Genomic DNA, 17,648 nt, shown 5'->3' with positions numbered 1-17,648 from the left:
TTGGCGTGCGGCCTACAATAGATGCTCGACCCGCGGCAGGGGCGGCTGCAAACTGCCAGGACGGCGCCGTTTGCGCCGCCTCAGCCGCCCGTCAGGATATCGAAAAGCGTCGTGCGCTTGGTGGCGCCGGTGGTCTCGCCGACGTCTGCCGGCGGCACCATGCCGCCACTGCCCTCAGGCAAAGGCCGGGTCTGCTGCACGGCGGCCGAGCCGTCGACGCCTACAGGCGGCTCAGGAAACGCGTTCGGGTCGCCGGAAAGCATGTCGCCCGCCGCGGCAGGCGCACCTCCGTCATCGAAGACCGGCTGCACCCCGGTTGTGCCGAACAGCGGCGAGGGCGAAAGGCCATCATGTGCGGCCACCATGAAGTCGTGCCAGGCCTTGGCCGGAAGGCCGCCGCCGGTGACCTTCTTCATCGACTTGCCGTCGTCATTGCCGAACCAGACGCCGGTGGTGAGGTTCGAGGTGTAGCCGACAAAAAGCGCATCGCGGAAGGATTGAGTGGTACCGGTCTTGCCGGCCGCCTCCCAGCCCTTCAGACGCGCCTTCTTGCCGGTGCCGTTGGTCAGCACCCGCACCATCATCTGGTTCATTTCGCTGACGATGGCCGGATCGAGCACGCGCGGCGGGTTGTCGTAGGTGTTTTCGTAAAGCACCGTGCCATCGGCCTTCGAAATCCGGCGAATGACATGCGGCGTCGCCTTGAAGCCACCGTTCATGAACGGGGCATAGGCCGAGGTCAGTTCGACCAGGCTCACTTCCGAGGTGCCGAGCGCGATCGAGGCGTTGGCTTGCATCTCGGAATCGATCCCCAGGCGATGCGCCACCTTCACCACGTTCTGTGGGCCGACCTCCATCACCAGCTGCGCGGCGATGGTGTTTAGCGAGTTGGCGAGCGCGTCGGCGAGCGTAACTTCGCCGCGGTATTTCTGGTCGTAATTCTCGGGCGTCCAGTTGCCGATTCTGACCGGGCCGTCGTTGCGGATCGACATCGGCGTGCGGCCGATCTCAAGCGCTGCCGCGTAGACGAAGGGCTTGAAGGCCGAGCCCGGCTGGCGCTTGGCCTTGGAGGCGCGGTCGAACTGGCTCTCGGCGTAGTCCTTGCCACCGACCAGCGCGCGGATGGCGCCGGTGCCGTCGATCGAAACGAGGGCTGCCTGCGAGGCGTCGAGCTTGGCGCCGTCGCCCGCAAGCGTGGCGCTGATCGCCTCCTCCGCCTGCTTTTCCAGATTGAGGTCGATGGTGGTGTCGACGATCAGGTCTTCCTTGACGTCGCCGATCATGCCGGGAAGCTGGTCCATCACCATGTCGGCGACATAGTGTTCGGCACCCGACCAATAGCTCTTGGCCTTGGTCGGCGTCTGCGACATCGCCGTCTTGATCTCGCTGTCGGTAACGAAGCCTTCCTCGCGCATGGCGCCGAGCACGACCTGGGCGCGCTCTTCCGCGGCCTTCGGGTCACGGGCGGGCGACAGGCGGGAAGGCGCCTTCAACAGGCCGGCCAGCAGCGCCGCCTCGCCGAGGTTCACGTCGCGCGCCGATTTGTTGAAGTAGCGCCTCGACGCCGCCTCAACGCCGTAGGCGTTCGAGCCGTAGAACACCCGATTGAGGTACATCGCCAGGATCTGGTCCTTGGAATATTTCTGCTCCAGCCAGAAGGCGAGTAGCACCTCCTGAACCTTTCGTTCCAGGGTCCGCTCCGGCGACAGGAACAGGTTCTTGGCAAGCTGCTGGGTCAGTGTCGAGCCGCCCTGGACCATTCGGCCGGTGGTGACGTTCGTCAGCATGGCGCGCGCCAGGCCCAGAGGGTCGACGCCGAAATGCGAATAGAACCGGCGATCTTCGATGGCGATCACCGCCTGCGGGATATAGGGTGACATGTTTTCGAGCGACAGCGCTTCGCCGCCGGTCGTGCCGCGATTGGCGATGATGTCGCCATTGACGGAGAGAATCTTGACGTTGGGCGGACGCTCGGGGATCGACCAGCTTTCAGCACTCGGCATGCGCGCGCCGTAATAGAGCACCAGGCCGCCGACGCCCATCGCGCCCCAGATGCCGAGCACAATGCACCAGTAAAACAGCGTGCGCACGAGACCGATGAAACCGCCGCCTCCGACCGAGCCGCGGCGCGTTCCGCCGCGCTTGCTGCGCTGAGCCTTCTTCTTGGGCGCAGGAGCCGATTTGCCACGCGCAGGTTTGCGGCTGCCGCCGGTCACGCGATCGCTGGCCTCGATGCGAAAATCGTCATCGTCTTCGGCGTTGCCGCCGAACGAGGGCTCGATCCGTTGTCCTGACTTGCCGCTTGCTGCCATGCCGTTTGGATTTACCCCTCATGCCGCATTGCGGGCGCCCAGTCGTCCGCCCCAGCAGCGAACGCAATCCTAAAGGCGGGGAAAAATTGATCGCTCGACCCGCCATGGCGATGCGGTGAACTTTAAATGCGGCAATTTAAGGGGGGGTTAAAAACCGAATTGTAAAATATGCATGGTCTTCAACAGCTTGCCGGATTTGAAGCCCCAGGCTTTGCCGCTTCGTTCGCGCACGCCTGCCAGCATCAATCGCGCGGAGCCACGCGCACGCGCCATCATCAACAGCGGAGGAATTGGCCGCAGTTGCCGCCGACGTGCACGATCCGGCATTGTGTCTGTGTCGATGCCGGCCCTATTCGGCGGCCTTTTCGTCCTGAACCACGCGATCGGTCTTTTTCAGGAGCACAATTTCTTCGGACGTCGGCTGGCTTTCCGTCGTGATGCTGGCGGTGGTTGTTGTCGTATCGACCGCTGCATTGGTCTTGGCGTGATAGGCGCATTCGGCAAATGCCGCGGAGGCGGACAGGCCGACGGTGGCCACAGTCACCAGAATGATCTTCATGATCTTCTCCTTCTCGCTCACGCGTGAAATCCTAACCTGCAACGCGAGCCGCTCGAAATCACGATTTTGTTCCGGCGGAGGCTGCGCCAGGGTTATGGAGGTAGATCGAACGTCGTTGCTCTACTCGATCGAACTCCTGAGCGGTGTTTCGCCGACGAGCTTCGCCTGCTTGCTGCGGTCTGGTTCGGTGTACTCGTAAAGCCATTGGCTGAAAGGCAGTCGCAGCAGGACGGTCTTTGCCAGCTTGTTGGTAGCCATCGCATCGCAGTCGCGCGCCGGGTAGGCCTGGCGGGTACACATCGCTTGCGGACTGTCGACCAGGCGGTAGCCGTGACCTTGAAAGACCAGTGTGGTCATCGCGGTCAACCGGTACGAACCGGGCGGCACAACAACGAGGCGCAGGCTGGCAAGCCAGGTCGTCAGAATCAGGAGAACGATGATCGCGGTCGGGACCTGGAGCAATAACTTCAAGAAAGAGCCTGCAATTCCTAGGTGCAATGGCATCTAAGGAACCAAAAACGCCCGCATGTCTAGGAAGATGTGCGCCGTCATATCGGCTATCTTCAGTTGTGGTTTGCAACCTTTAACGCCAATCGCCACTCATATACGCAACCGGTAATAGATTGCGGACATGATTTTGGGTGAAAATTGTGCGATGCAACAAATCCGCCCTTGAAAATATTGCGACGCATGATTATTGTAACACTTATCGAAGCGCTGCACCTCCTCCCGCGGCGCCCGATGCGGATCGGTGGCACTCCTCCTCCCAGTCACCGGTCAAGTTTGAGAGCCCCGTGCACCTCCTCCCGCGCGGGGCTCTTTTCATGTCTGGACCCCCGCGCTCGTAACGAAAGCACCTGAACGGCGACGCAGATTTTGCTGGTCCTGTCGGTGTTGCGGGTGTATCGGCGCGGTTCATGGGCTCCAAGGCAAACGGCTATATCTACGCGCTCCTCGCCATCGTTATCTTTGCGATCCAGGACGGCATCTCCAAACATCTGGGCAGTGTCTATCCGCCGGTCTTCGTGGCGATGATCCGCTATTGGGCCTTTGCCCTGTTCGCCGTGGCGCTGGCCGCCCGCGCAACGGGAGGGCTCAAGCTGACGGCGACGACGAAACAGCCATTGCTTCAGGTACTGCGCGGGCTGCTGCTGCCGCTGCAGATCGTCATGATCATTACCTCTTTCACGATGGTTGGGCTGGCGCATTCGCAGGCGATCCTTTCAGCGACACCGCTGTTCGTAGCGCTTCTGTCGATGCCGCTTCTGGGCGAGCGTGTCGGCTGGCGCCGATGGCTGGCAATCTCGGTTGGGCTCATCGGCGTACTTCTGATCCTGAAACCGGCCGAAGGCGCGTTCGAACTCACATTCCTGTTGCCCTTGGCCGCAGCACTTGTCTTTGCCCTCTATGTCATCGTCACGCGGCTGGTCAGCCGCGACGATCCGGCGATGACGAGCTTCTTCTACACCGGCATCGTCGGCGCCGTGGCGATCAGCCTTGTCGGCCCATTCTTCTGGACGACGCTGTCGCCACCCGATTGGGGTTGGATGCTGCTCTTGTGCCTCACGGGAACCACGAGCCATTATTTCCTCATCCGTGCCTATGACGTGCTGGACGCGGTCGCCGTCCAGCCTCTGACCTATCTGCAGCTGGTCTTCGCGTCGATCATGGGCGTCAGCCTCTTCGGTGAGACGCTGACCACCAACATGGTTGCCGGCTCGGTGCTCGTGGTTGCGGCCGGCATCTTCACCGTCTGGCGCGAGCGCGTCGTTGCCCGCCGCAAGGCGGGCCTGCCGTCGACCTGACGCGATATCGATATTTTGGCGAATCTTGCTATGGCTTCGCCTTGATGTTGTGCTCGGTTGGCTGCCCCAAAAGCCGATCAGGAGGAGTGCCATGACGTTTCCGTCCGCCGCCGTGCTGGTGTTTTCGACGCTCGCTGCCGTGAATTCCGAAGCTCTGGCGCAGGACAACGTCGCCTATATCGACGACCGATCGGATGGTGCAGCAGTCGTTCGCTCGCTCTACAACGCCATCAATCGCAAGGAATATGCGCGCGCCTACGGTTATTTCGGCGAATCGAAACCGGTTGGCGGTTACAGGACTTTCACGCGCGGTTACGACCGCACCGTTTCGGTCGAAATAAAGCTCGGCAAGGTGAAGACCGAGGCCGGCGCCGGCAGCATCTATTCGGCTGTTCCGGTGGCGGTGAAGTCGATCGAAAAACGTTCGCGGGTACGCTTCTTCGCCGGCTGCTACGTGACGCGGATCATCAATCCTTCGCTGCAGGTGCCGCCGTTCACGCCCTATCAGATCGAAGCGGCGCGCCTCAAGGAAGTGAAGGGACCGCTGGAGGCGGCCCTTCCGACCGTCTGCAACGCCCCGTGACGACGACCTCTACTGAATAGGTCCGCGCCGCTCCGCAAGGAATCTTGACCGTTCGAACACCAGGATTACGGCGAGCGCCATGATGAACGGGATGACGAGATAGAGGATCCGGAAGATCGCCAGCGCCGCCAGCACGTCGGCCGGATCCATTTCCGGCAGGGCGGCGATGAAGACGAGCTCAAGAACGCCAAGTCCGCCCGGCGCGTGCGACAAGAGTGCTGCCGAAAACGACGCCAGAAAGATCCCGAGAATGACGATGAAACCCGGATTGCCGGCTTCCGGCAGGGCGAAATAGATGATCCCGGCGGCACCGATCAGCTCGACCGGCGCGATCACCAGCTGCCGCAGCACGATCGAGGGCTTGGGATAATGCAGCTGGAACCAGCGTGTGCGGATCGACGGCAGGCCGACGAGGCTGCCGATCACATAGAGCGCGATCACGACCAGGATCAGCACGCCCGTCGTCAGCGACATTTCGACCGGCAGGAACTCGGCGAACCGCTCGATGATCTCCGGTTTGACCAGAAGCACGATCGCCGAGAGCATCAGGGTGCCGAGCGTAAAGGTGAACGAGCAGAAGGCGACGAGCACGCCGACTTCGCCCGGCGTCAGCCCTTTCGATCGGTAGGCCCGGTAGCGCACGACAGCGCCCGAAAAGACGGAGGCGCCAAGATTGTGCGAGAGCGCATAGGTGGTGAACGAGCAGACGGTGATGAACCACAGCGAGATACGATGGCCGAGGTGATCGAGCGCCAGCTTGTCGTAGCCGGCAAGTGCTGCATAGGCGACCAGCGTTGCGCCGATCGCCAGCAGCCAGCTTCTCAGGGAAATCGCCTTGAAGCTGGCGATGAATTCGTCCAGCGAGAGGCCGCTCAGCTCGTGATAGAGCGCATGCACCGAAAAGATGATCGCCGCCAGCCCGACGACGGGCCAGAAATACGCGCGCAGCCTGCTCATACCGGTGTCGCGATCGCTGCAACAATCTTGGCCGAAGGCCCTTTCGACGGCGTCGCCTTTATCTCGGGACGCATCTGTTCATGAAAGCAGCCGCGATCGCGGCTCCAGCCCGTCACAGTTTCGCGTCCGGAACGCGACGTCTCGGTCCTCACACTTGCCAACGATCCAATTTCCCATTCTGATTTGTTTTGCAAAAGGGAAGCATCTGAGGTCGAGCAGGTCAAGGATCGATGCCCCGGCAGGGGCCGGTGTTTGGTCAAGAAATCGCGAACACGACACGGTAAAGCGGAGGCGGGCGGATGCAGAACGATGAGGAAAAGCCGATCGAGCCGGTTTTTCGCAATGGAACGGTGACGGTCGTCGGCGTGGTGCTGTCGTTTTCGCTGGGCTTTCTCACCCAGTGGGCAGCCAATCCGGTGCCATGGAATATGGGCGATCTTCCCGCCGTCATCCTGTTGGCGATCGGCATCCTTTTGCAGATGCATGCGCTCTGGGACTTTCTGCAGCTGCGGTCGCTGCAGCCAAAGGTCTACGGTCAGGCGACGCGCATCTTCTTCATCGGCGTAGTGGTTACCGGCAGCGGCGTGTTTGCAGCGCTTGTCGCCGACTTTGTCGTGATGATCTCGAAAGCGGGGTGGGCGGGCTGACCCGCCACGACGTCGTTCGATATCAGGCGGCAAGCGCGTTCAGGATGCGGATCCAGGAACGAATGCCCTTGTGATAGGATTGCAGCTCGTATTTCTCGTTCGGCGAATGGATGCGGTCGTCCGAAAGGCCGAAGCCGACGAGCAGCGATTCCATGCCGAGCATCTTCTGGAAGTCGCCGACGATCGGGATCGAGCCGCCCATGCCGATGACCACGGCCGGCTTCGGCCATTCGTCGGAAAGGGCGAGCTTTGCCGTGTTGAGCAGGTTCGAATCGTAGGGCAGCTGGATTGCCGGCGAACCGCCATGGGCGTGAAATTCGACCGTGCAGTCCGCCGGCACCTTCGAGCGCACATAGGCGCGGAAAGCTTCGCGGATCTTCTCCGGGTTCTGGTTGCCGACCAGGCGGAAGGAGACCTTGGCGGAAGCCTGCGCGGCAATCACCGTCTTGAAGCCTTCGCCGGTGTAGCCGCCGGTGATGCCGTTGATCTCGGCGGTCGGGCGGGCCCAGGTGAGTTCGAGGACCGAACGGTTCTTTTCACCAGACGGGATCGACAGGCCGATTTCGCCGAGGAATTTTTCCGCGGTCTGGCCAAGCGTCTCCCATGCAGCCTTGATCTGGGCCGGGGTTTCCTCGACGCCTTCGTAGAAGCCTTCGAGCGTCACGCGGCTGTTTTCGTCATGAAGCCCGGCGAGGATGCCGGTCAGGATGCGGATCGGGTTGGCGGCAGCACCACCGAAATAGCCCGAATGCAGGTCGCGGTCGGCCGCCTTGATGATGACTTCCTCGCCGACGAGCCCGCGCAAGCCCGCCGAGATCGCAGGCGTGTCCCGGTCCCACATGCTGGTATCGCAGACAAGTGCATAGTCGGCTTTGAGTTCGGCCGCATTGGCTTCGAGGAAAGGTTTTAGCGACGGCGAGCCGGACTCTTCCTCACCTTCGAACAGGATCGTGACGCGGCAGGGCAGCGAACCGTGGACTTCCTTGTAGGCGCGGGCGGCTTCGACGAAGGTCAAGAGCTGGCCCTTGTCGTCGGCGGTGCCTCGGCCGGTGATGACCTTGCGGCCGGGCTCCAGCTCCTTGACGCCGGGTTCGAACGGATCGGTGTCCCACAGGTTCAGGGGATCGACCGGCTGGACGTCGTAATGCCCGTAGAACAGCACATGCGGGGCATCGGCGGTGGCGCCGGCGTGATGGGCAACTACCATCGGATGTCCGGGAGTGTCGCGGATCGAGGCGTCGAAGCCGAGGCCGTTCAGTTCCGCGACCAGCCATTCGGCGGCCTTGCGGCAATCGGCCTTGAAGGCCGGATCGGTCGAGATCGACTTGATGCGCACGAGGTCGAAAAGCCTGTCCAGGCTCTTCGGCAGGTTTGCGTCTGCGCGCTCGAGAATGGGGGTGATATCTGCCATCATGCATATCCTTGCTTCAAGTTTTGCCGGAACCTACTGCATGACGCCGCAAATCGGAATCGATTTCAGCAGCGAAATCATGCGGCCGTTCGACGGGCGGCAGCGATTTTGGCGTGTCCGAACGAACCCGCTCAGGTTGTTTAGAACCTCATGCGGGTGGATTTAAGCCAAATTTTTTGATGGAACGATTAGGGAGACGTGTTGCCTGTCACGCGGCACCGCCGTCACGCGCGGCATGGGCAAGCGCCATGCGCATGTATTCGAGCATGAGTTCGCGCTCGAATTGCCTGAGGCCTGATAACAGCGACTGATCGGCGGCAAGCGCTGCCTCCTTGGCCGCCGCCTCGATTTCCCTCGCCCTCTCGGTCAGGAAGATTTGCTGCGAACGCTTGTCCTGCGGATGTTTGCGCCTGACGATGAGCCCGTCGCGTTCCATTCTCGCCAGCGTGTTGGCCATGGTCGCCTGTTCGATGTCGAGCCTGTCGAGAAGCTGTTTCTGGGTCAGACCCTCCTCGGCCCATAGTTCCAACAGGACGGGAAACTGCCCGGGCGCGAAGCCGAGCTTCTGACCGCGCTCCTGAAGTGCACGCGAGAAGCTTTTGGCCAGCAGGCTGGCCAGGTAAGTCGCAGATTCCATACGGTTGAAGGCCATGCTCCAATGGGTACGCTCGAAGCGGCGCGAAGACAAGTTACAAAGCAGGCGATGGACTTGAGAAAGCCTTATCTCACAAGGATTTGACAAGGACTTGACCCAACCAACGAGAAACCGCCACGGCGCGGAGGCGGCGCCGTGGCGGTTCTCTGAAAACGGGACAAAGGCCCGGAGAGGGGGATAAGGCCTTTGTCCTCATCTGGTGCGGGCGGGGGACAGGCCAATCACCAGAAGACGGCATCACTCGGTGCCGTTGACTAAGATTTGAGGATTCAAATGTGGCTTTTCAAGGATTGGGCCAATGAATCGCACATTACAAATGCGTAACGTTTCTGTGAAAGCCGGACATTGCTCAAGCGCCCTTCGAGCGCCGGTTCCGCAAGGCAAAAATGACCTCCACGGCGCCGATCGCGATTGCAGTCGCCAACGCTGATTTCGCCACATCGCGGGCCGATTGATCCGGCCTGATGCACATGACGATAATGAAGGCGACGAAAAGTGCGGCCCGAGCGATCGCGTATTCGACCTTCTGCCACAGTGGCCACGGCGCGGCGTCCGCCCGTCTGAAATGGGCATCGAGCCCCGTCGTCGCAAGCAGATAGATCGGCGCAAAGACGGTCTTGATGACGACAAGGAATGCCGGATCGCTCAACAGCCAGGAAATGACGAAACAGACTCCGGCAAACCCTGAAAGAACAAGGTACTGTCTCAGTGCATATTGCACGTCATGCGGCATCGCTTGCTCCTCTGTGACAGCTGGACATTGTAGTGTTCGACGAGAAAACCGCAATGGACGTTTGGCTCACCCCGCGCTATCCATTGCCCATGAAAAACGGTGATCACCTCTTCCTCGTCGACGGCTCCGGATTCATCTTCCGGGCGTTCCACGCCATCCCGCCGCTCAACCGCAAATCCGATGGCCTTCCGGTCAATGCGGTGTCCGGTTTCTGCAACATGTTGTGGAAGTTGCTCACCGATGCGCGCGACACCTCCGTCGGCGTGACGCCGACGCATTTCGCCGTCATTTTCGACTATTCCTCGAAAACGTTCCGAAACGAACTCTACGATCTCTACAAGGCCAATCGCTCGGCGCCGCCTGAGGATCTGATCCCGCAGTTCGGGCTGATCCGCCACGCCACGCGCGCCTTCAACCTGCCTTGCATCGAGAAGGAAGGGTTTGAGGCCGATGACCTGATCGCCACCTATACGCGCCTTGCCGAAAAGGCGGGCGCCAGCGTCACCATCATCTCCTCCGACAAGGACCTGATGCAACTCGTGACGCCGAACGTCTCGATGTACGACAGCATGAAGGACAAGCAGATCTCGATCCCGGAAGTGATCGAGAAATGGGGTGTGCCGCCGGAAAAGATGATCGATCTTCAGGCGATGACCGGCGACTCGACCGACAACGTGCCTGGCATCCCCGGCATCGGCCCCAAGACCGCGGCGCAATTGCTGGAGGAATACGGCGATCTCGATACGCTGCTGGCGCGTGCGGGCGAAATCAAGCAGGCCAAGCGCCGCGAAAACATCATCGCCAATGCCGACCTTGCCCGCCTGTCACGCCAGTTGGTGACGCTGCGCACCGACACGCCGCTCGACGTTCCTCTCGAGGAGCTGCATCTCGAACCGCAGGATGGGCCGCGCCTCGTCGCCTTCCTGAAGGCGATGGAATTCACCACGCTCACCCGTCGCGTGGCCGCCGCCACCGATACGGACGCCGATGTGGTCGAACCGGCCGCGGTGCCGGTCGAGTGGGGCGCGGATGCGCGCGGACCGGATCTCGACAAGGCTGCGGCTGCCCCGGCGTCGTCGAGTGCCGGCGAGGCCGCGCCTGCGGCCGTGAGCCAGGTAGCCTCCACGGGCGAGGCCACTGACGCCACACCAGAGGCGCTCGCACAATCGCGCGCAGCCCTTTTCGCCAGCGCTACCATCGACCACTCGCGGTATGTCGCGATCCGCGATCTGCCGACGCTCGACGCCTGGATTGCCGACGCCAAGGACGCGGGCCTCGTCGCCTTCGACACCGAAACGACGTCGCTCGATGCCATGCAGGCCGAGCTCGTCGGCTTCTCGCTGGCGCTTGCTGACTATGGCAAGGACCCTTCGGGAACGGTGATCCGCGCCGCCTATGTGCCGCTGATCCATAAAACAGGAGTGGGCGATCTTCTCGGCGGCGGCCATGCTGAAAACCAGATTCCGGTGCGCGAGGCGCTCAGCCGGCTGAAGGTGCTGCTTGAAGATCCTTCGGTGTTGAAAGTCGCACAGAACCTCAAATACGACTACCTCCTCATGAAGCGACACGGCATCACCGTCCAGGGCTTCGACGACACCATGCTGATGTCCTACGTCGTTGATGCCGGCAACGGCACGCACGGGATGGATGCGCTGTCGGAGCGCTGGCTCGGTCACAAGCCGCTCGCCTACAAGGACATGACCGGCAGCGGCAAATCGTCGGTGACCTTCGATTATGTCGATATCGACCGCGCCACCGCCTATGCCGCCGAGGATGCCGAAGTCACCCTGCGCCTCTGGCACGTGCTGAAGCCGCGGCTGGTGGCCAAGGGGCTGGTGCGCGTCTATGAGCGGCTGGAGCGCCCGCTCGTGCCGGTGCTGGCCCACATGGAAGAGCGCGGTATCACCATCGATCGCCAGATCCTGTCGCGCCTCTCCGGCGAACTGGCGCAAGGGGCAGCGGCGCTCGAAGACGAGATCTACAAGTTAGCCGGCGAAACATTTACCGTCGGCTCGCCCAAGCAGCTCGGCGATATCCTCTTCGGCAAGATGGGGCTGCCCGGCGGTTCGAAGACCAAGACCGGCCAATGGTCGACCTCGGCGCAGGTGCTCGAGGATCTCGCGGCGGAGGGCCACGAACTGCCGCGCAAGATCGTCGACTGGCGCCAGATGACCAAGTTGAAGTCGACCTATACGGACGCCTTGCCGGGTTTCGTCCATCCGGAAACCAAACGCGTCCACACCTCCTATGCGCTGGCGGCGACGACGACGGGACGCCTGTCCTCGTCCGACCCGAACCTGCAGAACATCCCGGTGCGCACCGCCGAAGGCCGCAAGATCCGCACGGCCTTCATTGCCACATCAGGTCACAAGCTGGTTTCGGCCGACTACAGCCAGATCGAACTGCGCGTGCTTGCCCATGTCGCCGACATCCCGCAGCTTCGCCAGGCCTTTGCCGATGGCGTCGACATTCACGCGATGACGGCTTCGGAGATGTTCGGCGTTCCTGTCGCGGGCATGCCGAGCGAAATCCGCCGGCGGGCGAAGGCCATCAACTTCGGCATCATCTACGGTATCTCCGCTTTCGGCCTTGCCAACCAGTTGTCGATCGAGCGCTCGGAAGCCAGCGACTACATCAAGAAGTATTTCGAGCGTTTCCCCGGCATTCGCGACTACATGGAAAACACCAAGGCCTTTGCCCGCGAGCACGGCTATGTCGAAACGATCTTCGGGCGGCGTGCACATTACCCCGACATTCGCTCGTCGATCCCCTCGCATCGCGCCTTCAACGAGCGCGCTTCGATCAACGCGCCGATCCAGGGGTCCGCAGCTGATATCATCCGTCGTGCCATGGTGAAAATCGAGCCGGCGCTGAGTGAGGCGAAGCTTTCCGCCCGCATGCTGCTGCAGGTGCACGACGAACTGATCTTCGAGGTCGAGGATGCCGACGTCGAGCGGACCATCCCGATCGTCGTGTCGGTGATGGAAAATGCCGCGATGCCGGCGCTCGACATGCGGGTACCGCTCAAGGTCGATGCCCGCGCCGCGATGAACTGGGACGAGGCGCACTGAGGTTTCCCTGAGGGATTCCATCAGCGACCTTGCATCGACAGCTGCGGTTATTCTTGCAGAAGGCGGCCACGACGGCCGCCTTCTGCCTGTCGGCGTATCACGATGATAGAAAGCGCATGCCGCCGCCGTCTCAGCGGTTGCGGTCGTCCTCGTCTCCCCCTAGGCAGCGATCGGGGAGGGCGCTAGCGCGCCCGGCAGAGCCGCCGATCGGAGGAGACCATGGCCACCAACACATTCATCCTTGTGCTGTCCTGTGACGACAAGCCGGGCATCGTTGCCGCAGTGACGACGGAGCTGGCCGGCCTTGGCGCGAATATCGCCGAGAGCAGCCAGTTCTGGGATCGGCACACCAACAGCTTCTTCATGCGCATCGCCTTCCAGGCGCCCGATGGCATGACGCGGGACGACGTCGAGCGGGCGTTGCGGCCGGCGGTCGACCGGTTCCAGATGCGCACCGCGCTGACGGAAGCCGCACGCAAGCCGAAGATCGTCATCCTGGTGTCGAAGTTCGACCATGCGCTCCTGCGTCTGCTCTACCAGATCCGCGTCGGCTGGCTGAACGCCGAGGTCGCCGCCATCGTTTCCAATCACGAGGACAGCCGGCGCACGGCGGAACTCGAGGCGATCCCGTTTCATCATTGGACGGTATCGAAGACCAACAGGGAAGAGCAGGAGGAAAAGCTGTTGCGCCTGACGCAGGAGACCGGCGCCGATCTGGTGATCCTGGCGCGGTACATGCAGGTGTTTTCGGACAATCTGTCAAAGCGCCTCTACGGCAAGGCGATCAACATCCATCACTCGTTCCTGCCGTCGTTCAAGGGGGCCGGGCCCTACCACCAGGCCCACGAACGCGGCGTCAAGCTGATTGGCGCCACGGCCCACTACGTCACCCCGGATCTCGACGAGGGGCCGATCATCGAGCAGGAAACCGAACGTGTCAGCCACGCGCTGACGGCGGAGGACTTCGTCGCCAGCGGCCGTGACATCGAAAGCCGCGTGCTGGCCCGTGCCGTCAAGCTGCACCTGGAACGGCGGGTGATGCTCAACGGCCATAAGACCGTCGTCTTCAGCTGACGGTGGATAGTGCAGAACGGGCGGCGGAGGGCGTGCGGAAGCTCGAAAACAGCCGCCTCAGCCCGTCACGCCCTTCGGCGACGATGTCGAACGGGCGACCAAAGAGCAGCCACTGGGTGCAAAGCCCAAGCATCATCCAGTGAAGCGTGCGGGTCGCCGACGTGGGCGTCCAGCTGTCCTGCATGTAGCCCTTGGCAAGGGCGCGGGAAAAGGCCAGTTCGAGCAGGGCATTATGATGTTCGTCGAGTTCCTTGTGGCGGGTCAGGACCTCGCTCATGTCGCCGTCGTAGTTGGTGCGCAGCATGATGGTGAGAATGCGCTGGCGCTGCTCGTCGGCGGCCAGGATATCGATCCAGGCGCCCATGGCGTCCTCGACGATTGCCAGCGTATCGGCGGCCTCGGCCTCGATTTCCTGGGCGATCATGTCTTCCTGGGGCAGCGGCACGGCATCGTGCAGGGCCAGGAAAAGATCGGTCTTGTTGGCGAAGTGCCAGTAGATGGCGCCGCGGGTCACGCCCGCTTCCTTGGCCACTTCCTCAAGCGTGGTGTTTGAAACACCCTTTTCGTAGAACACACGTTCAGCGGCGCTCAGGATCTTCTGCCGGGTTGCCTCCGCATCGGCTTTCGTTCTGCGCATTCATTCCTCCTTGCAGAACGGCCCGCCGAGAGGGCGGGCCGTCGATAGCAGTGTTATTCGGCGGGTGTTGGGGTCTCGGCTGCAGCCGGTGTGGCTTCTACCTTCTTGCGTCCGAACAGCTTCGTGACGAACACGAAGAACACCGGAACGAAGAAGATCGCCAGCACCGTTGCCGAGATCATACCACCCATCACGCCGGTACCGATGGCGCGCTGGCTGCCAGAGCTTGCGCCGGTGGCAATCGCCAGCGGCAGAACGCCGAGCGTGAAGGCGAGCGACGTCATCAGGATCGGGCGGAAGCGTAAGTGTGCTGCCTCCAGCGTCGCATCGATCAGCGATTTGCCCTGTTCACGCAGTTCCTTGGCGAACTCGATGATCAGGATGGCGTTCTTCGCCGACAGGCCGATGATCGCGATCAGGCCGACCTTGAAGTACACGTCGTTCGGCATCTCGCGCATGGTCACGGCAAGCACCGAACCGATGACGCCGAGCGGAACCACCATGATGACCGCCACCGGGATCGACCAGCTCTCATAGAGCGCAGCCAGGCACAGGAAGACGAGCAGGCACGACAGCGCGATCAAGAGAGGCGCCTGGGTACCCGACTGGATTTCCTGCAGGGACTGGCCGGTCCATTCGTAACCGAAGCCTGCCGACAGTTCGCCCGCAAGCCGCTGCATTTCGTTGATCGCGTCACCGGAGGAGTAACCCGGAGCCGCTTCGCCGCTGATGCGTACCGACGGGTAGCCGTTGTAGCCGATCGTCTGGGTCGAGGCCTTGACCCACTCCACCGTCGCGAAGGCGGAGAGCGGGACCATGCCGCCATTGGCGTTGCGGACGTTGAGGTTCAACAGATCCGCCGTCTGCATGCGCTGACCCTCGTCCGCCTGCACCGTCACGCGCTGCATGCGGCCGGCATTCGGGAAGTCGTTGACATAAGACGAGCCAAGGTTGGTCGAGATCGTCGAGTTGATGTCCGCAAAGGTCACGCCGAAGGTATTGGCCTTTTCGCGGTCGATGGCCACGCTGACCTGAGCCGCATCGGGCATGCCTTCGAAGCGAACCCCGGTCACGATCTTGCTCTGAGCCGCAAGGCCGAGAAGCTGGTCGCGTGCCTGGGACAAAGCCGCTTCGCCGAGACCGCCACGATCCTGCAGGCGGAAGGAGAAGCCCCCGGTGGTGCCGAGGCCCTGGATCGCCGGCGGCGACAGCGCGAAGCTGATCGCATCCTTGATCTGGCTCATGGCCATGGTGGCCCGCATGGCGATCGATTGAGCGGCGTTGTCGGCGTCGCGTTCCTTCCAGTCCTTCAGCGTCACGAAGGCGAGCGCTGCGTTCTGTCCGGTGCCGAAGAAGGAGAAGCCGTTGATCGCGATGATGCGTTCGACAGCCGGCTCCTGGCCGAAGATCTTCTCCGCCTGTTCCACCACCTCGGTCGTACGGTTGCCCGTCGCTTCGGAGGGGAGCTGCATCATGACGATCACGAAGCCCTGGTCTTCGTCCGGAAGGAACGACGACGGCAGCTTCATGAACAGCCAGCCGAGGCCGGCCAAGACGGCGATGTAGACGATCATGTAGCGACCGGTGCGGTGGACCAGGCGCTTCACGATGCCGCTATAGCCGTGCGAGGTCTTGTCGAAGCTGCGGTTGAACCAGCCGAAGAAGCCGCGCTTGGCGTGGTGGTGGCCCTTCGGAACCTGCTTCAGGAAGCTGGCGCACAGCGCCGGCGTCAGCGACAGCGCGAGCAGTGCCGAGAACAGGATCGACACGACCATGGTCAGCGAGAACTGGCGATAGATCACGCCGACGGCGCCCGGGAAGAAGGCCATCGGAATGAACACCGAAGCCAGCACCAGCGTGATGCCGATGACGGCGCCGGTGATCTGCTTCATTGCCTTGCGGGTGGCGTCCTTCGGTGTCAGCCCCTCTTCGGACATGATGCGTTCGACGTTCTCGACGACGATGATCGCATCGTCGACCAGGATGCCGATCGCCAGCACCATGCCGAACATGGTCAGAACGTTGATCGAGAAGCCCATCGCCAGCATCACCGCGCAGGTGCCCAGAAGAGCGACCGGCACGACGAGTGTCGGGATGATGGTGTAGCGGATGTTCTGCAGGAACAGGAACATCACGATGAAGACGAGCGCGACCGCTTCGACCAGCGTCGAAAGCACCTTCTCGATGGAAACGGCAACGAACGGCGAGGTGTCGTAGGGAACCGAATATTCCAGGCCCTCCGGGAAGAACTTCGACAGTTCGTCCATGCGCTCCTTGATCGCCGTCGAGGTCGACATCGCGTTGCCGCTTGGCGACAGCTGTATGGCGATAGCCGCGGACGGCTTGCCGTTCAGGCGGGTCGAAAACGCGTAGCTTTCGCCGCCGATCTCGACGCGGGCAACGTCGCGCAGACGAACGGAGGAGCCGTCCGGATTGGCGCGAAGCACGATCGCTCCGAATTCCTCGGCGCTCGACAGCTGACCCTTGACGACAACAGGAGCACTGATCTGCTGCGTGATCGGGTTCGGCTGTGCGCCGATCGAGCCGGATGCGATCTGGGCGTTCTGGGCCTGGATGGCATTCGTCACGTCGCCGGCGGTCAGGTTGAGGCCGAGCATCTTGTCCGGATCGAGCCAGATGCGCATCGAGCGTTCGGTCGCAAACAGCTGCGCACGGCCGACGCCGGGCACGCGCTGGACTTCGTTCAGCACGTTGCGGCTGAGATAGTCGCCGAGACCGATGGCGTCCATAGAGCCGTCGGTCGAGGTGAGCGCGACGATCATCAGGAAGCCGGAACCGGCTTCGTCGACCTGTACGCCCTGGCGCTTGACCGAATCGGGCAGGCGCGGTTCGACGCGGCGAACGCGGTTCTGAATGTCGACGGCCGCCTGTCCCGGATCTGTACCGGGTGCAAAGGTGGCGCTGATGTCGACCGAGCCGGCAGCGCTGGAGGTCGATTCGAAATAGAGCAGGCCTTCGACGCCGTTCAGCTCGTTTTCGATCAGCCGGGTGACGCTCTGATAGGTGTCCTGCGACGAAGCGCCGGGGTAGCTCGTGTTGATGGAGATCTGCGGCGGCGCAACATCAGGATATTGCGATACCGGCAACAGCGGTATCGCGATGATGCCGGCGAGCATGATGAAGATCGCCACCACCCAGGCAAAAATAGGCCTGTCGATGAAAAAACTAGGCATTAATCAGCAC

At 62.1% G+C, this 17,648-nt stretch carries 14 protein-coding genes; 5 read left to right on the top strand and 9 right to left on the bottom strand.

Going from position 1 to position 17,648, the window contains the following annotated elements; translation table 11 throughout:
- Window positions 1-80: 80 nt before the first annotated feature.
- The 3 genes from ASD03_RS06410 to ASD03_RS06400 all read right to left on the bottom strand — a co-directional run bounded on the left by ASD03_RS06410 (window position 81) and on the right by ASD03_RS06400 (window position 3,342).
- A complete protein-coding gene (locus tag ASD03_RS06410; protein WP_057212544.1) occupies window positions 81-2,312 on the bottom strand; it encodes a transglycosylase domain-containing protein in 2,232 nt (743 codons plus the stop codon).
- A 349-nt stretch (window positions 2,313-2,661) separates the two neighbouring features.
- Entirely contained in the window at window positions 2,662-2,892 is a 231-nt protein-coding gene (locus ASD03_RS06405; protein WP_239637561.1) for a hypothetical protein, read from the bottom strand.
- A gap of 99 nt (window positions 2,893-2,991) precedes the next feature.
- Window positions 2,992-3,342, bottom strand: a complete 351-nt coding sequence (locus tag ASD03_RS06400; RefSeq protein WP_144239129.1) for a hypothetical protein — start codon at window positions 3,340-3,342, stop codon at window positions 2,992-2,994.
- Between the two features lie 446 nt (window positions 3,343-3,788).
- Here ASD03_RS06400 and ASD03_RS06395 point away from each other — a divergent pair, with 446 nt between their 5' ends.
- Both ASD03_RS06395 and ASD03_RS06390 read left to right on the top strand, forming a co-directional pair.
- Complete coding sequence (locus tag ASD03_RS06395; RefSeq protein ID WP_025425435.1) at window positions 3,789-4,676, top strand: DMT family transporter; 888 nt, start codon at window positions 3,789-3,791, stop codon at window positions 4,674-4,676.
- Window positions 4,677-4,767: 91 nt separating this feature from the next.
- Window positions 4,768-5,259, top strand: coding sequence for a hypothetical protein (locus ASD03_RS06390; protein WP_025425436.1), 492 nt, complete (start codon window positions 4,768-4,770; stop codon window positions 5,257-5,259).
- A 9-nt stretch (window positions 5,260-5,268) separates the two neighbouring features.
- On the opposite strand, the gene ASD03_RS06385 is transcribed toward ASD03_RS06390, so the two are convergent.
- Complete coding sequence (locus tag ASD03_RS06385; protein WP_025425437.1) at window positions 5,269-6,216, bottom strand: YbhN family protein; 948 nt, start codon at window positions 6,214-6,216, stop codon at window positions 5,269-5,271.
- A gap of 299 nt (window positions 6,217-6,515) precedes the next feature.
- Between ASD03_RS06385 and ASD03_RS06380 the strand changes: the two genes are divergently transcribed.
- Window positions 6,516-6,863 carry a hypothetical protein gene (locus ASD03_RS06380; RefSeq protein ID WP_057212542.1) on the top strand — a complete coding sequence of 116 codons (348 nt, stop codon included), beginning with the start codon at window positions 6,516-6,518 and terminating at the stop codon, window positions 6,861-6,863.
- A 22-nt stretch (window positions 6,864-6,885) separates the two neighbouring features.
- Here ASD03_RS06380 and ASD03_RS06375 read toward each other — a convergent pair whose 3' ends face one another.
- From ASD03_RS06375 to ASD03_RS06365, 3 genes are all read right to left on the bottom strand, one after another.
- Complete coding sequence (locus ASD03_RS06375) at window positions 6,886-8,277, bottom strand: M20/M25/M40 family metallo-hydrolase (RefSeq protein ID WP_025425439.1); 1,392 nt, start codon at window positions 8,275-8,277, stop codon at window positions 6,886-6,888.
- Window positions 8,278-8,482: 205 nt separating this feature from the next.
- Window positions 8,483-8,926: a MarR family transcriptional regulator gene (locus ASD03_RS06370; RefSeq protein WP_025425440.1), complete on the bottom strand. Its 444-nt coding sequence runs from the start codon at window positions 8,924-8,926 to the stop codon at window positions 8,483-8,485.
- A gap of 352 nt (window positions 8,927-9,278) precedes the next feature.
- Window positions 9,279-9,662, bottom strand: coding sequence for a hypothetical protein (locus ASD03_RS06365; protein ID WP_025425441.1), 384 nt, complete (start codon window positions 9,660-9,662; stop codon window positions 9,279-9,281).
- A gap of 89 nt (window positions 9,663-9,751) precedes the next feature.
- On the opposite strand from ASD03_RS06365, the gene polA reads away from it, so the two are divergent.
- Both polA and purU read left to right on the top strand, forming a co-directional pair.
- Window positions 9,752-12,733, top strand: coding sequence for a DNA polymerase I (gene polA / locus ASD03_RS06360; RefSeq protein WP_025425442.1), 2,982 nt, complete (start codon window positions 9,752-9,754; stop codon window positions 12,731-12,733).
- A 219-nt stretch (window positions 12,734-12,952) separates the two neighbouring features.
- Window positions 12,953-13,807 (top strand): formyltetrahydrofolate deformylase, encoded by an 855-nt coding sequence (gene purU, locus ASD03_RS06355; protein ID WP_057212540.1) that lies wholly within the window; start codon window positions 12,953-12,955, stop codon window positions 13,805-13,807.
- Here the strand turns inward: purU and ASD03_RS06350 are convergent.
- Both ASD03_RS06350 and ASD03_RS06345 read right to left on the bottom strand, forming a co-directional pair.
- Window positions 13,800-14,444: a TetR family transcriptional regulator gene (locus ASD03_RS06350; RefSeq protein ID WP_025425444.1), complete on the bottom strand. Its 645-nt coding sequence runs from the start codon at window positions 14,442-14,444 to the stop codon at window positions 13,800-13,802. The two genes, purU and ASD03_RS06350, sit on opposite strands and share 8 nt — an antisense overlap.
- 53 nt (window positions 14,445-14,497) lie before the next feature.
- Window positions 14,498-17,638, bottom strand: a complete 3,141-nt coding sequence (locus tag ASD03_RS06345; protein ID WP_025425445.1) for an efflux RND transporter permease subunit — start codon at window positions 17,636-17,638, stop codon at window positions 14,498-14,500.
- Between the last annotated feature and the right edge of the window lie 10 nt (window positions 17,639-17,648).

The organism is Ensifer sp. Root127 (assembly GCF_001425225.1).
GTDB lineage: Bacteria > Pseudomonadota > Alphaproteobacteria > Rhizobiales > Rhizobiaceae > Ensifer > Ensifer canadensis.
Note: the sequence above shows the minus strand (reverse complement) of the source record. Positions and strands in the feature narration are given on the sequence as shown.

Excerpts from the sequence above, each read along its gene's own strand:
- ASD03_RS06410 (WP_057212544.1), bottom strand. The coding sequence starts at position 2,312 with ATGGCAGCAAGCGGCAAGTCAGGACAACGGATCGAGCCCTCGTTCGGC.
- ASD03_RS06395 (WP_025425435.1), top strand. The coding sequence starts at position 3,789 with ATGGGCTCCAAGGCAAACGGCTATATCTACGCGCTCCTCGCCATCGTT.
- ASD03_RS06390 (WP_025425436.1), top strand. The coding sequence starts at position 4,768 with ATGACGTTTCCGTCCGCCGCCGTGCTGGTGTTTTCGACGCTCGCTGCC.
- ASD03_RS06385 (WP_025425437.1), bottom strand. The coding sequence starts at position 6,216 with ATGAGCAGGCTGCGCGCGTATTTCTGGCCCGTCGTCGGGCTGGCGGCG.
- ASD03_RS06380 (WP_057212542.1), top strand. The coding sequence starts at position 6,516 with ATGCAGAACGATGAGGAAAAGCCGATCGAGCCGGTTTTTCGCAATGGA.
- ASD03_RS06375 (WP_025425439.1), bottom strand. The coding sequence starts at position 8,277 with ATGATGGCAGATATCACCCCCATTCTCGAGCGCGCAGACGCAAACCTG.
- ASD03_RS06370 (WP_025425440.1), bottom strand. The coding sequence starts at position 8,926 with ATGGCCTTCAACCGTATGGAATCTGCGACTTACCTGGCCAGCCTGCTG.
- ASD03_RS06365 (WP_025425441.1), bottom strand. The coding sequence starts at position 9,662 with ATGCCGCATGACGTGCAATATGCACTGAGACAGTACCTTGTTCTTTCA.
- polA (WP_025425442.1), top strand. The coding sequence starts at position 9,752 with ATGAAAAACGGTGATCACCTCTTCCTCGTCGACGGCTCCGGATTCATC.
- purU (WP_057212540.1), top strand. The coding sequence starts at position 12,953 with ATGGCCACCAACACATTCATCCTTGTGCTGTCCTGTGACGACAAGCCG.
- ASD03_RS06350 (WP_025425444.1), bottom strand. The coding sequence starts at position 14,444 with ATGCGCAGAACGAAAGCCGATGCGGAGGCAACCCGGCAGAAGATCCTG.
- ASD03_RS06345 (WP_025425445.1), bottom strand. The coding sequence starts at position 17,638 with ATGCCTAGTTTTTTCATCGACAGGCCTATTTTTGCCTGGGTGGTGGCG.